We start from the raw sequence: 12,545 nt of genomic DNA on the forward strand, positions 1-12,545 counted from the left end.
AAGGAAGCCTCCATGTCCTGGCTCGAAAAACTCCTCCCGCCCAAGATCCAAGCTTCGGACCGCGCCGACCGTCGCAGCGTGCCGGAAGGCCTGTGGGTCAAGTGCCCCAGCTGCGAGACGGTGTTGTACAAGACCGACCTGGAACAGAACCAGAACGTCTGCCCCACCTGCAGCCATCACCACCGCATCGGCGCGCGCACGCGGCTGGACGCCTTCCTCGACGGCGAGGGCCGCTACGAGATCGGCCAGGAAGTGCTGCCGGTCGACGCGCTCAAGTTCAAGGACAGCCGCCGCTACCCGGAGCGGCTGAAGGAAGCCCTGGAGAACACCGGCGAGACCGACGCGCTCATCGTCATGGGCGGGGCGGTGCACAGCATCCCCCTGGTCGCCGCGGCCTTCGAGTTCGACTTCATGGGCGGCAGCATGGGCAGCGTGGTCGGCGAGCGCTTCGTGCGCGGCGTGGAGACCGCCATCGAGCAGAAGGTGCCCTTCCTCTGCTTCACCGCCACGGGCGGTGCGCGCATGCAGGAAGGCCTGCTGTCGCTCATGCAGATGGCCAAGACCAACGCCGCGCTCACGCGGCTGGCGCAGAAGGGCCTGCCCTACATCAGCGTGCTGACCGACCCCACCATGGGCGGCGTGAGCGCCGGCTTCGCCTTCATGGGCGACCTGGTCGTCGCCGAACCCAAGGCGCTGATCGGCTTCGCCGGCCCGCGCGTGATCGAGTCCACCGTGCGGGTCAAGCTGCCCGAAGGGTTCCAGCGCGCGGAATTCCTGCAGGAAAAAGGCGGGGTCGATTTCATCTGCGACCGGCGCGAGCTGCGCAAGACCATCGCCAATGCCCTGGCGATGCTGCAACGGCAGCCGGCGGACGCGGTGAGCTGAGAAGCCGCAGGGGGATGGCCCCCTGCGCTCACATGATCGAGCGCTGCACCCCGTTGAGCACGATGCCCGCCACCTGCAGCAGCAGGAGCAGCACCAGCGGGGACAGGTCGATCCCTCCCACCAGCGGCACCATGCGCCTGAAGGGCCGCAGCAGCGGCGCACACAGGCGCTCGATGATGTCCACCATGGGCGAATCCGCCCGCAGCCAGGACAGCACCGCCCCCACGATGATCAGCACCGTGAGCGCCGAGATGGCCAGGCGCAGCACCCCGAACACCGCCACCAGCGGCAGCCAGGCCGGCGAGCCCACCGCACCCATCAGCAGCCACAGCAGGAACACCTGCAGCAGCTCCACCAGCCAGGCCGCGACGGCGCTGGCCGTGTCCCAGCGGCCCAGGGCGGGCAGCACGCGCCGCAGGGGCAGCACGATCCAGTCCGTCACGGCGAAGACGAAACGGCCCACCGGATTGGAGAAGGCAATGCGCTGGTGCTGCATGTACAGCCGCAGCAGGCAGGCCCCGCCAATGAGGCCGGCGGCCACGTTCAGAAGCAAGGACAAGATTTCGTAAAGCATGGGCCCGCGACCGTAAAGCTCGTGGGATCATAGCGACAGCTCGTCGAGAACCCACCGTGGCGGCCGACCTCACCCTGCATTCGCTTCCGCTGTTCCCGCTGGGCACCGTGCTGTTCCCCGGCGGCCTGCTGCCGCTTCGCATCTTCGAGGTGCGCTACCTGGACATGATCGGCCGCTGCCACAAGGCGGGAGCGCCGTTCGGCGTGGTCTCGCTCACGCAGGGGCACGAAGTGAAACAGCCCGGCGCACCGTCCGAGGCCTTCGCGCAGGTCGGCACGCTCGCGCGCATCAGCGACTTCGCGGCGCCGCAGCCCGGGCTCATGATGATCCGCATCGAAGGCCTGCACCGCTTTCGCATCACCCGCAGCCAGCAACTCAAGCACGGGCTCTGGGTGGCGGACATCGCGGCTCTGGAACCCGACGTCGCGGTGCCCGTTCCACCCGACCTGGAAGCGAGCGCGCAGTCCCTGTCGAGGCTGCTGGCATCGCTGCAGGAGAAGCTCGCCCCCGGCGAGGCCATGCCCGTGGCCGAGCCCTGGCACCTGGACGACTGCGGCTGGGTCGCCAACCGCTGGTGCGAGCTGCTGCCCGTGCCGGTCACGCTCAAGCAGCGGCTCATGGAGCTGGACAACCCGCTGGTGCGCCTGGAGCTGGTGGGCGACCTGCTCACGCGCATGGGCATCGGCTGAAGGCTGGGCGCCAGGGCGCAGAAACTAGAATCGCGGGTTTGGCCGCGCGCGCCGGCCCGACTTCCGTTTCGCCCCTTCGCACCATGTCCGACCACGCAGCCTCCGTTCCCGCTTCCGACGACAACCAGCTCATCGCCGAGCGGCGCGAGAAACTCAAGGCCCTGCGCGAGGCGCAGAAGCAGGGCGGCGCGGTCGCCTTCCCCAACGACTTCAAGCCCGCGGACCAGGCGCAGGCGCTGTTCGCAGCGCACGACGCCAAGGAAGCCCCGCAGCTCGAAGCCGAGGCCATCCCCGCCTCCATCGCCGGCCGCATGATGCTCAAGCGCGTGATGGGCAAGGCCAGTTTCGCCACGCTGCAGGACGGCACGGGCCGGCTTCAGGTGTACGTGCAGCGGGACAAGGTGGGCGAGGCCGACTACGCGGCCTTCAAACACTGGGACCTCGGCGACATCGTCGCCTGCGAGGGCACCCTCTTCAAGACCAAGACCGGCGAACTCACGATCCAGGCCACGCGCATCCGCCTGTTGACCAAGAGCCTGCGCCCCATGCCGGACAAGTTCCACGGCATCCACGACCAGGAGGTGAAGTACCGCCAGCGCTACGTGGACCTCATGACCGACGAGGACGCACGCCGGCGCTTCGTCGCGCGCAGCAAGGCCGTCAGCGGCATCCGCGAATTCATGGGCGCGCACGGTTTCCTGGAAGTGGAAACGCCCATGCTGCACCCCATCCCCGGCGGTGCCAACGCGAAGCCCTTCGTCACGCACCACAACGCGCTGGACCAGCAGATGTTCCTGCGCATCGCGCCGGAGCTGTACTTGAAGCGCCTGCTGGTGGGCGGCTTCGAGCGCGTCTACGAGATCAACCGCAACTTCCGCAACGAAGGCATCTCGGTGCGCCACAACCCCGAGTTCACGATGATGGAGTTCTACGCGGCCTACTGGAACTACCGCGACCTCATGGACTTCACCGAAGCCCTGGTGCGCGACGCCGCGCAGAAGGCCGTGGGCACGCTGCAGCTCACGTACGCGGGCAAGCCGGTGGACCTGTCGCAGCCGTTCGAGCGCCTCACCATCCGCGAAGCCATCGCGCGCCACACGGATGCCGGCGCCGGCGCCGACGACCGCGAGTGGCTCGTCGCGGCCCTTCGCAAGCAGGGCCTCAGCGAGGAAAAGAACCGCCTGTCCACCCGCTCGCTCGCCAGCCTGCAGGTGATGTACTTCGAGGAGACGGTGGAGGACAAGCTCTGGCAGCCGACCTTCATCATGGAGCACCCCACCGAAATCTCGCCGCTGGCGCGCGCCAATGACGAGCGGCCGGAAGTGACGGAGCGCTTCGAGCTGTACATCACCGGCCGCGAATTCGGCAACGGCTTCTCCGAACTCAACGACGCCGAAGACCAGGCCGCCCGCTTCGCCGCGCAGGTCAGCGCCAAGGACTCCGGCGACGACGAAGCCATGTTCTTCGACCACGACTTCGTCCGCGCCCTGGAATACGGCATGCCGCCGGCCGGCGGCTGCGGCATCGGCATCGACCGGCTGATGATGCTGCTGACGGACTCGGCGAGCATCCGGGACGTGATCCTGTTTCCGGCGCTGCGGCGCGAGGGCTGAGCGGGCAGCGCTGCGCGCAGTCCCGGGCTACCCAGCCCCGCAACGTCGAGTCGCACTACTGAAAAGAATCTCAGACGAGCAGGTCGATCGCGCGGAGGTAGCTGGGATGGGCCATCAGGGCCTCCCAGTCCGGGGCGGCAGCCGTCGGCAGCAAGCCATATCGACGCTCTTCGCTGCGGCCGTTCGCGCTCCATTCCCCGCTCTCCGCAGCCGTTGACAACCCCTCCAGCAATTCATCCACCGCCGCCCCCCCCTCGCTCTCCACCGACTGGTTGCAAAGCAAGACCATGTCGCACCCCGCCTCCAGCGCCACCACCGCCGCCTCGGTGTAGCTCACCTCGCGTCCATCGATGATCCGCGCCCCCGCCATGCTCAGGTCGTCGCTGAAGATCGCGCCCTGGAAGCCCAGCTGCCGGCGCAGGATGTCCTCCAGCCAGCGGCGCGAGAAGCCCGCCGGGCGCGAATCGACCTTCGGATAGATCACGTGCGCGGGCATGACGCTGGTGAGCGTGGCGCTGAGCCAGCCGTAGGGCGCGGCGTCGTCGGCCAGGATGGCCTTCAGGCTGCGATCGTCCACGGGGATGTCGGTGTGCGAATCGGCCTTGACGAAGCCGTGGCCGGGGAAGTGCTTGCCGCAGTTGGCCATGCCGGCCTGGAGCAGGCCGTGCATGAGGCTCTTGGCCAGCAGCGTGGCGACGCGCGCGTCACGGGAGAAGGCGCGGTCGCCGATCACGCCGCTCTCACCCCAATCCAGGTCCAGCACCGGCGTGAAGCTGAAGTCCACGCCGCAGGCGCGCAGTTCGCTCGCCAGCACGTAGCCGCAGGCGGTGGCCGCGTCGGTGGCGCGCATGGCGCTGGCGCCCGTGCCACCGTCCGACATCCACAGCTCGCCCAGCGCGCGCATGGGCGGCAGGTGCGTGAAGCCGCCGGTGCGAAAGCGCTGCACGCGGCCGCCCTCGTGGTCCACGCAGATCAAAAGGTCCTCACGGACCGACTTGATGTCGGCGCACAGGCGCGTGAGCTGCTCGCGGTCCTTCCAGTTGCGGCCAAAGAGGATGAGGCCGCCGCACAGCGGGTGCGCGAGGCGCGCGCGGTCGGTGTCGGTCAGTTCGAGGCCGGCGATGTCGAGGATGACGGGGGCGTGGTCGCTCATTTCAGGATTTCTCTTCTTGCTTCTTTTCGACGACGACGAAGCTCGCGGCGTAGTCGGATTCGTCGGTGACGGTGACGTGGGCCGTGAGGCCCTGCGCCTCGAACCAGGCTTTCAGCTCGCCGTGCAGCACGATGACGGGCTGGCCGCTGCGCAGGTTGGCGATTTCGCAGCGGCGCCAGGTCATGGGCAGGCGCATGCCCAGGCCCACGGCCTTGCTGAAGGCCTCCTTGGCGGAAAAGCGGGTGGCCAGGTAGCGCAGGCCCCGCTCCGGCCAGCGGCGCGAGCGGGCCTGGAAGACGGCGAGCTCCGCGTCGGCCAGCACGCGCCGCGCGAAGCGCTCGCCATGCCGCTCCCAGGACTCGCGGATGCGGCGCACGTCGCAGATGTCCGTGCCGATGCCGTAGATCATGCGCTGACCAGGCCCTGCAGCGGCACTTCGGTGACCCACTGCACCCGCGGACCCGAGAGGCGCATGACACTCAGCTCGGTGACCTCGCCGCGCAGCGGCGCCTCGCTCGCGTTCCACTGGTCCGACAGGGCCAAGGCCTGCTCCGGCATGGAGAAGCTGCCCAGGGTGATGTGGGGCACGAAGGTGCTGGTGGTGGGCAGCCAGGCCGCGAGCCGGCCGCTGTACAGGTTGCGATAGAGCGACCAGAGGGCCGCGGCGCCCGCCTCCGGCATGAGCAGCACGCGGGCGCTCTGGCCGTCCCACATGAGCGGCAGCGCGTAGCTGAATTCGAAGGTGAAGGGCCGAACGCGCGCGGCGACGGCGCGCACATGCTCGATGAGGTCCGCGTCGGCCAGGGCATGCTCGCTCTGCACCAGGGGCACGTGCGCCGGAAGGCGCAGCGCGCCCGGCTGGTGCTTGACGCGCCAGGCCTGCAGGCGTTCGGCGTCGCCAGCGCGCCAGCGCGGCAGGGCCACCACGTTCAACATCTCAGTGTCCCGCCGCCTGCACGCAGGCGAGATAGCGCGCGACGGCCGCCGCATACCCCAGCTCGAGCGCGTCGGCGATGAAGGCGTGGCCGATGGACACCTCCAGCACGCCGGGCAAGGCCCGCAGGAAGGCCGTGAGGTTCTGCTGGTTGAGGTCATGGCCGGCGTTGACGCCCAGGCCCGCCGCCTGCGCCGCACGCGCGGCCTGCGCAAAGCCCTGCAGCACCTCGGCCTCGGCTGGGGTGCCGAAGGCGCGGGCATAGGTCTCGGTATAGAGCTCGATGCGGTCGGCGCCGCATTCGCGCACCGCGGCCATGGCCTCGGGGACCGGGTCCATGAAGAGGCTGACCCGCACGCCCAGCGCATGGCATTCGGCGATGAGCGGTGCCAGGCGCGGGCCGTCGGCCGGGAAGCTCCAGCCGTGGTCGCTGGTGAACTGCCCTTCGCTGTCCGGAACGAAGGTGGCCTGCTGCGGCCGCAGCGCGCGCACGAAGTCCATCAGGTTGTGGAAGGGGTTGCCCTCGATGTTGAACTCCACGCCGGGCCGCCGCGCGAGCAGGGCGTGCAGCGCGTGCACGTCGTCCGCGCGGATGTGGCGCGCGTCGGGCCGCGGGTGGACGGTGATGCCCTGCGCGCCCGCGTCCAGGCACAAGGTGGCGGCGCGCTCCACGCTGGGGATACCCAGGTGGCGGGTGTTGCGCACCAGGGCGACCTTGTTCAGGTTGATGGACAGCGCAGTGGGGTGCGGATTCATAAGGCCTGGAGATCGACCATGAGCTGGCGCGTTCGCAGCGAAGAGACCCCGCAATGGTAGTGCAGCAGGTTGCGCAGCTGCGGCTTGAGCGCGGAGGACAGGCGCGCGGCTTCGCGCAGCGTGGCGTGGAAGGGTGCGGGCTGCGACATGGCCTGTTCCAGCGCGAGCCAGTCCGTGGCGGCGAGCGCCCCCCGCCCTTCGCCCGGCTCCGTGCGCACCAGCCCGCCTTCGGGCACCAGGCCGTAGGTCTCGCCCGCCTGCAGGGGCGCCATGGCCAGGGTCTGCACATCGAGCGAAGGCAGCACGCCGACTTCGCGCAGCAGCAGCAGCTCGAAGGCCCGCAGCGCCGGCTGCAGGGCCTCGCCATGCTCGGAGGCGAGCACCTGCACGGCGGCGGCGTAGTGCTCGAAGAGAGCCGGGTGCGGGTCGTCGCGCGCCAGCAGGCGAAGCAGCAGCTCGTTCAGGTAGTAGCCGGCCAGCAGGGCGTCGCCCGTGGGCATGACCTGCCCGCCCACCCACTCGGCGTCCTTGAGCGTGCGGATCTCGCCTTCGGCGCTGAAGGCCAGGCGCAAGGGTTGCAGGGGCAGCAGCACCGGACGGAAGTTGGAGCTGGGGCGCTTGGCCCCCTTGGCCACCAGCGCGACACGGCCATGGCGCCGGGTGAAGGTCTCCAGGATGAGGCTGGACTCGCTCCAGTCGTAGCGATGGAGCACGAAGGCGGCTTCGTCGGAGATGCGGCGGGTGGCCATCGCAAGGGCGGCGCGGGGCGCCCGCTACTCGTAGCCGAAGCTGCGCACCCGCGCTTCGTCGTCGGCCCAGCCCGCGCGCACCTTGACCCAGATCTCCAGGAACACCTTGGCGCCCATGAGCTTCTCCAGCTCGGTGCGGGCCTCGGTGCCGATGCGCTTGAGGCGCTCGCCCTTCTCGCCGATGACCATGGCCTTGTGGCTGTCGCGCTCGACCACGATGGTGGCGGCGATGCGCAGCATGCGGCCATGGCGCGGGCTGGGTTCCTCGTCGAACTTGTCGATGATGACGGTGGAGGTGTAGGGCAGCTCCTCGCCCGTGAGGCGGAACAGCTTCTCGCGCACCATCTCCGCGGCCATGAACTTCTCGCTGCGGTCGGTGAGTTCGTCTTCCGCATACCACCAAGGCTGCTCGGGCAGGTACTTCTCGACGATGCCGAACAGGCGTTCGATGTCCTTGGGGTTCTTGGCCGACATGGGCACGAACTCCGCGAAGGCGTGCCGCTCCTGCATGTCGCGCAGCCAGGGCGCGAGCTCGCCGCGGCGGTGCACCTGGTCGAGCTTGTTGGCCACCAGCAGCACCGGGATGCCCGGCTTGAGCAGCGACAGCACCTTGGCATCGCCCAGCGTGAAGCGGCCCGCCTCCACCAGGAACAGCACCACGTCCACGTCACCCACCGCGCCCATCACGGTCTTGTTGAGGGACCGGTTCAGGGCCGTGGAGTGCCGCGTCTGGAAGCCGGGCGTGTCCACGAAGACGAACTGCGTGGCGCCCCGCGTGCGCATGCCGGTGATGCGGTGCCGCGTGGTCTGCGCCTTGCGCGAGGTGATGCTGATCTTCTGGCCCACCAGGGCGTTGAGCAGCGTGGACTTGCCGACGTTGGGCTTGCCGACGATGGCGACCAGGCCGCAGCGCTGCGCGCCCTCGGGCGGGCTCGACGAGGCGTCGTCGCCGGCGGAAGGCAGACCGGCACCGGGCTCAGGCGACGGGGGAGCGGCGCCCGCTTGCGCAGGCGCGGGCAAAGGAGGATCGGAAGGGTTCATTTGGAGGGTTTGAGGCTTCGCAGGGCTTCGAGCATGGCGGCCGCGGCCGCCTGCTCGGCGGCCCGGCGGGAGCCGCCGGTGCCACGCGCCGTGCGCCCCAATTCAAGCACTTCGCAGTCGACCTCGAAAGTCTGTCGATGCGCAGCGCCCAGCGTTGCGGCCACGCGGTAGAGCGGAAGTTTCATGCGGCGGGCCTGCAGCAGTTCCTGCAGCTCGGTCTTGGCGTCCTTGGCCGCGGCGCGCATTTCGGGGCGGATCTCGAGCGACTCGAAGAGGCGGCGCACCAGCGCCTCGGCAGCTTCGAAGCCGGCGTCGAGGTAGACCGCGCCGATGAGCGCCTCCAGCACGTCGGCCAGGATGGAGGGGCGCTTGCTGCCGCCGGAGCGGGCCTCGCCTTCGCCCAGGCGCACCACCTCGGGAAGGCGCAGTTCGAGTGCGATCTGGTGCAGGCTCTCCTGCCGCACGAGGTTGGCGCGCACGCGCGACAAGTCGCCCTCGGGAAGTTCGGCGAGGCGTTCGTAGACGAGGCGGGACACCGCCAGGCCCAGCACGGCGTCGCCGAGGTATTCGAGCCGCTCGTTGTGGTCGGCCGAGAAGCTGCGGTGCGTGAGCGCCCGCGCGAGCAGGCGCGGGTCCGTGAAGCGGTGCTGCAAGCGCTGCTGCAATGCCGACAGAAGGGGATCGGCTCCCGCCGACGCGGCACGCGGAGCTGTCACGGAGAAAGCAGGGTCAAATCGACTTGCCCGAGTACTTGATCAGCAGGAAGGCCGGGCCGCCCAGGCTGAACTGGCGGTCGTAGGCATAGCCGATCACCACGCGCCCGGAATCGTCGCGCGTGATCTCCAGGTCCTTGCTGGAGATGGACTTGATGCCATCGACCTCGGCGGCGCGGTCGAAGAGGCGCCGCACCTCGTCCGGGGTCTGGCCGACCCTGGCTTTTTCCACCGCGCCCTGGATGGCCTGGTATTCCAGGACCGTGGGCGTGACGCGCGCGGCCAGGACGATCAGCAGCCCGGCCACGCCCAGCAGCAGGAACACCGCCAGGACGGACACGCCACGCTGGCGCCGGATGGTCGAAAACTTCATTGCTTGCCCCTCTTGTGTAAAACCGATCACTCGAAGCCGCCGATGCGCCCCAGGTCACCGAAGTTCATCCAGATGAGGAAAGCCTTGCCGACCAGGTTGCGATCCGGAACGAAGCCCCAGAAGCGCGAATCGAGGGAATTATCACGGTTGTCCCCCATGACGAAATAGTGGCCAGGGGGTACCTTGCACACCACACCCTCGACGTTGTAGCGGCAGTTGTCGCGAAAAGGAAACTCCTCGACGCCCGGAACGAAGCCCGGACTCTGCGGATTGACCAGGACGCGGAAGTCCTTGCCCCCCAGGTGCTCCTCGAACTGCTTGGCGTAGCGCATGGACTCGCGGTCGAAGAAGTCATCGATGGGCTGGCGCTCGATGGGCTGGCCGTTGATGAAGATGCGCTTGTTGAGGTAAGCCACCTCGTCGCCCGGCAAGCCCACCACGCGCTTGATGTAGTCCAGGCTGGGCTTGGGCGGATAGCGGAAGACCACCACGTCACCCCGCTGCGGCTCGCGGCCCTCGGTGATCTTGGTGTTGAGCACCGGCATGCGCAGGCCATAGGTGAACTTGTTCACCAGGATCAGGTCGCCGACCAGCAGCGTGGGAATCATGGAGCCCGAGGGAATCTTGAAGGGCTCGAAGAGGAAGGACCGCAGCAGGAACACGACCAGGATCACCGGGAAGAGGCCGGCGGTCCAGTCCAGCCACCAGGGCTGCGCGAGGACCCGTTCCCGCGCCACGGCGACCTGGGCACCATCGCCCGCCTGGATGCCCTGGCGCGCGAGCGTTGCCTCGCGTTCGGCCGCCTGGGCCTGCAGCGCCTGCGCCGCGCGGCGGCGCTGCGGCAGGAACCAGAGGCGCTCGGCGACCCAGTACGCCCCGGTGACCAGCGTGGCCAGGAACAGCAGGAGCGCGAAGTTGCCTTCGACCATCCCCAGGTACCAGGCACCCGCATAGCCGACGAAGCCCGCCAGGATGGCGGCGGTGAGTGCCTGCATCATGCCGCTGCCCTCCGCAGCGAGCGCCCCTGCCTCGGCAGGCCCGGAACTGCAGCCCCCGGCTGCACGACGCGCTTCATTCCTCCACCTGCAGGATGGCGAGGAACGCTTCCTGCGGTACTTCGACCGAGCCGATCTGCTTCATTCGTTTCTTGCCTGCCTTTTGTTTTTCGAGCAGCTTGCGCTTGCGGGTGATGTCACCCCCGTAGCATTTTGCCAGCACGTTCTTGCGCATCGCCTTGATGGTCTCGCGCGCGATCACGTTGGCGCCGATGGCCGCCTGGATGGCCACGTCGAACATCTGCCGGCTGATGATCTCGCGCATCTTCGCGGCGACCGCGCGGCCACGGTACTGCGCCTGCGTGCGGTGGACGATGATGGACAGGGCGTCGACCTTCTCGCCGTTCAGGAGGATGTCCACCTTCACCACGTCCGAGGGGCGGTACTCCTTGAACTCGTAGTCCATGGAGGCGTAGCCACGGCTGACCGACTTCAGCTTGTCGAAGAAGTCCAGCACGATCTCGCCCAGCGGCAGCTCGTAGGTGAGCATGACCTGCCGCCCGTGGTAGGCCATGTTGATCTGCACGCCGCGTTTCTGGTTGGCCAGCGTCATCACCGGCCCGACGTACTCCTGCGGCATGTACAGGTGCACGGTGACGATGGGCTCGCGAACCTCCTGGATGCGGCCCTGGTCGGGCATCTTGGACGGGTTCTCGACCATGATGACCTCGCCGTCGCCCTTGACCACCTGGTAGACCACGCTCGGCGCCGTGGTGATGAGGTCCTGGTCGAATTCGCGCTCCAGGCGCTCCTGCACGATCTCCATGTGCAGCAGGCCCAGGAAGCCGCAGCGGAAGCCGAAACCAAGGGCCTGGCTCACTTCGGGCTCGAAGTGCAGCGAGGCGTCATTGAGCTTGAGCTTTTCCAGGCTGTCGCGCAGCGCGTCGTACTGGTTGGCCTCGGTGGGGTACAGGCCCGCGAAGACCTGCGGCTGGATCTCCTTGAAGCCGGGCAGCGGCTCGGTCGCGGTGAAGGCCGCCCCACCGCTGCCGGCCTTGAGCAGCGTCACGGTGTCGCCCACCTTGGCCGCCTGCAGTTCCTTGATGCCCGCGATGATGTAGCCGACCTCGCCGGCCTCCAGCGACTCGCGCGGCTCGTTGCCGGGCGTGAAGACGCCCAGGTTGTCGGCGTTGTAGCTCGCGCCCGTGGCCATGAGCTTGATGCGGTCGCCCTTGGCCAGGCGGCCGTCCACCACGCGCACCAGCATGACCACGCCGACATAGCTGTCGAACCAGCTGTCGACGATCATGGCGCGCAGCGGGCCCTCGGCCTTGCCACGCGGCGCCGGCACCTTGGCCACGATGGCCTCGAGGATCTCGTCGATGCCCATGCCGGTCTTCGCCGAGCAGGGGATCGCATCGGTGGCGTCGATGCCGATCACGTCCTCGATCTCGGACTTCGCGGTCTCGGGGTCGGCCTGCGGCAGGTCCATCTTGTTCAGGACCGGCACCACCTCCACGCCGAGGTCCAGCGCGGTGTAGCAGTTGGCCACCGTCTGCGCTTCCACGCCCTGGCTCGCATCGACCACGAGCAGCGCGCCCTCGCATGCGGACAGCGATCGCGAGACCTCATAGGAAAAGTCCACGTGCCCGGGCGTGTCGATCAGATTGAGGTTGTAGACCTGTCCATCGCGCGCCGTGTAGTGCAGCGCCGCGGTCTGCGCCTTGATGGTTATCCCACGCTCTTTTTCGAGGTCCATCGAGTCGAGCACCTGCTCTTTCATCTCGCGATCGGACAGGCCGCCGCAACGCTGGATCAGGCGGTCCGCCAGCGTGGACTTGCCATGATCGATGTGCGCAATGATCGAGAAGTTTCTGATGTGCTTCATCAAGGGGAACGCTTAAGTGATTGAATTCAAAGGAGCGCGGGCAAGAAAAAAGGGCGCGTCGAGTGGCGACGCGCCCTGAACCAACAATCAATGGCAACTGCGATAGTTGGGACTTCATTGTAGGCAAAAACCCCCCGCCGTACAGCCACAGCCATGGCCCCCACCCCGAGTTGCAGCGCAGC

Annotated in this window: 14 protein-coding genes; 3 read left to right on the forward strand and 11 right to left on the reverse strand. The window is 68.3% G+C overall.

What is annotated here, in order from left to right:
• The first annotated feature begins 12 nt into the window (after positions 1-12).
• A complete protein-coding gene (gene accD, locus EZ242_RS20925) occupies positions 13-885 on the forward strand; it encodes an acetyl-CoA carboxylase, carboxyltransferase subunit beta (RefSeq protein WP_135287134.1) in 873 nt (290 codons plus the stop codon).
• Positions 886-913: 28 nt separating this feature from the next.
• Here accD and EZ242_RS20930 read toward each other — a convergent pair whose 3' ends face one another.
• Positions 914-1,459 carry a YggT family protein gene (locus EZ242_RS20930; protein WP_135287135.1) on the reverse strand — a complete coding sequence of 182 codons (546 nt, stop codon included), beginning with the start codon at positions 1,457-1,459 and terminating at the stop codon, positions 914-916.
• 56 nt (positions 1,460-1,515) lie between these two features.
• Here EZ242_RS20930 and EZ242_RS20935 point away from each other — a divergent pair, with 56 nt between their 5' ends.
• Positions 1,516-2,148, forward strand: coding sequence for an LON peptidase substrate-binding domain-containing protein (locus EZ242_RS20935; RefSeq protein WP_135287136.1), 633 nt, complete (start codon positions 1,516-1,518; stop codon positions 2,146-2,148).
• A gap of 83 nt (positions 2,149-2,231) precedes the next feature.
• Positions 2,232-3,761 (forward strand): lysine--tRNA ligase, encoded by a 1,530-nt coding sequence (gene lysS, locus EZ242_RS20940; protein ID WP_135287137.1) that lies wholly within the window; start codon positions 2,232-2,234, stop codon positions 3,759-3,761.
• A gap of 70 nt (positions 3,762-3,831) precedes the next feature.
• Here the strand turns inward: lysS and nagZ are convergent, their stop codons facing one another.
• From nagZ to lepA, 10 genes are all read right to left on the reverse strand, one after another.
• Positions 3,832-4,914, reverse strand: a complete 1,083-nt coding sequence (nagZ, locus tag EZ242_RS20945; RefSeq protein ID WP_135287138.1) for a beta-N-acetylhexosaminidase — start codon at positions 4,912-4,914, stop codon at positions 3,832-3,834.
• Between the two features lies 1 nt (position 4,915).
• Positions 4,916-5,323 (reverse strand): holo-ACP synthase, encoded by a 408-nt coding sequence (gene acpS, locus EZ242_RS20950; RefSeq protein ID WP_135287139.1) that lies wholly within the window; start codon positions 5,321-5,323, stop codon positions 4,916-4,918.
• Positions 5,320-5,850, reverse strand: a complete 531-nt coding sequence (locus EZ242_RS20955; RefSeq protein WP_167784910.1) for a 2'-5' RNA ligase family protein — start codon at positions 5,848-5,850, stop codon at positions 5,320-5,322. Before EZ242_RS20955 ends, acpS begins: the two co-directional genes overlap by 4 nt.
• A gap of 1 nt (position 5,851) precedes the next feature.
• Entirely contained in the window at positions 5,852-6,604 is a 753-nt protein-coding gene (locus tag EZ242_RS20960) for a pyridoxine 5'-phosphate synthase (RefSeq protein WP_135287141.1), read from the reverse strand.
• A complete protein-coding gene (gene recO, locus EZ242_RS20965; RefSeq protein ID WP_135287142.1) occupies positions 6,601-7,353 on the reverse strand; it encodes a DNA repair protein RecO in 753 nt (250 codons plus the stop codon). The genes EZ242_RS20960 and recO overlap by 4 nt, the downstream gene beginning before the upstream one ends.
• A gap of 24 nt (positions 7,354-7,377) precedes the next feature.
• Complete coding sequence (gene era / locus EZ242_RS20970) at positions 7,378-8,394, reverse strand: GTPase Era (protein WP_135287143.1); 1,017 nt, start codon at positions 8,392-8,394, stop codon at positions 7,378-7,380.
• Positions 8,391-9,110, reverse strand: coding sequence for a ribonuclease III (gene rnc / locus EZ242_RS20975; RefSeq protein ID WP_135287144.1), 720 nt, complete (start codon positions 9,108-9,110; stop codon positions 8,391-8,393). Before rnc ends, era begins: the two co-directional genes overlap by 4 nt.
• 13 nt (positions 9,111-9,123) lie before the next feature.
• Complete coding sequence (locus EZ242_RS20980) at positions 9,124-9,480, reverse strand: DUF4845 domain-containing protein (RefSeq protein WP_135287145.1); 357 nt, start codon at positions 9,478-9,480, stop codon at positions 9,124-9,126.
• A gap of 26 nt (positions 9,481-9,506) precedes the next feature.
• A complete protein-coding gene (lepB, locus tag EZ242_RS20985) occupies positions 9,507-10,475 on the reverse strand; it encodes a signal peptidase I (RefSeq protein WP_135287222.1) in 969 nt (322 codons plus the stop codon).
• Positions 10,476-10,551: 76 nt separating this feature from the next.
• On the reverse strand, positions 10,552-12,363 hold the full coding sequence (gene lepA / locus EZ242_RS20990; RefSeq protein WP_135287146.1) for a translation elongation factor 4: 1,812 nt from the start codon (positions 12,361-12,363) through the stop codon (positions 10,552-10,554).
• Positions 12,364-12,545: the final 182 nt, after the last annotated feature.

It is taken from the genome of Ramlibacter rhizophilus, from assembly GCF_004681965.1.
Classification (GTDB): Bacteria; Pseudomonadota; Gammaproteobacteria; order Burkholderiales; family Burkholderiaceae_C; genus Ramlibacter; species Ramlibacter rhizophilus.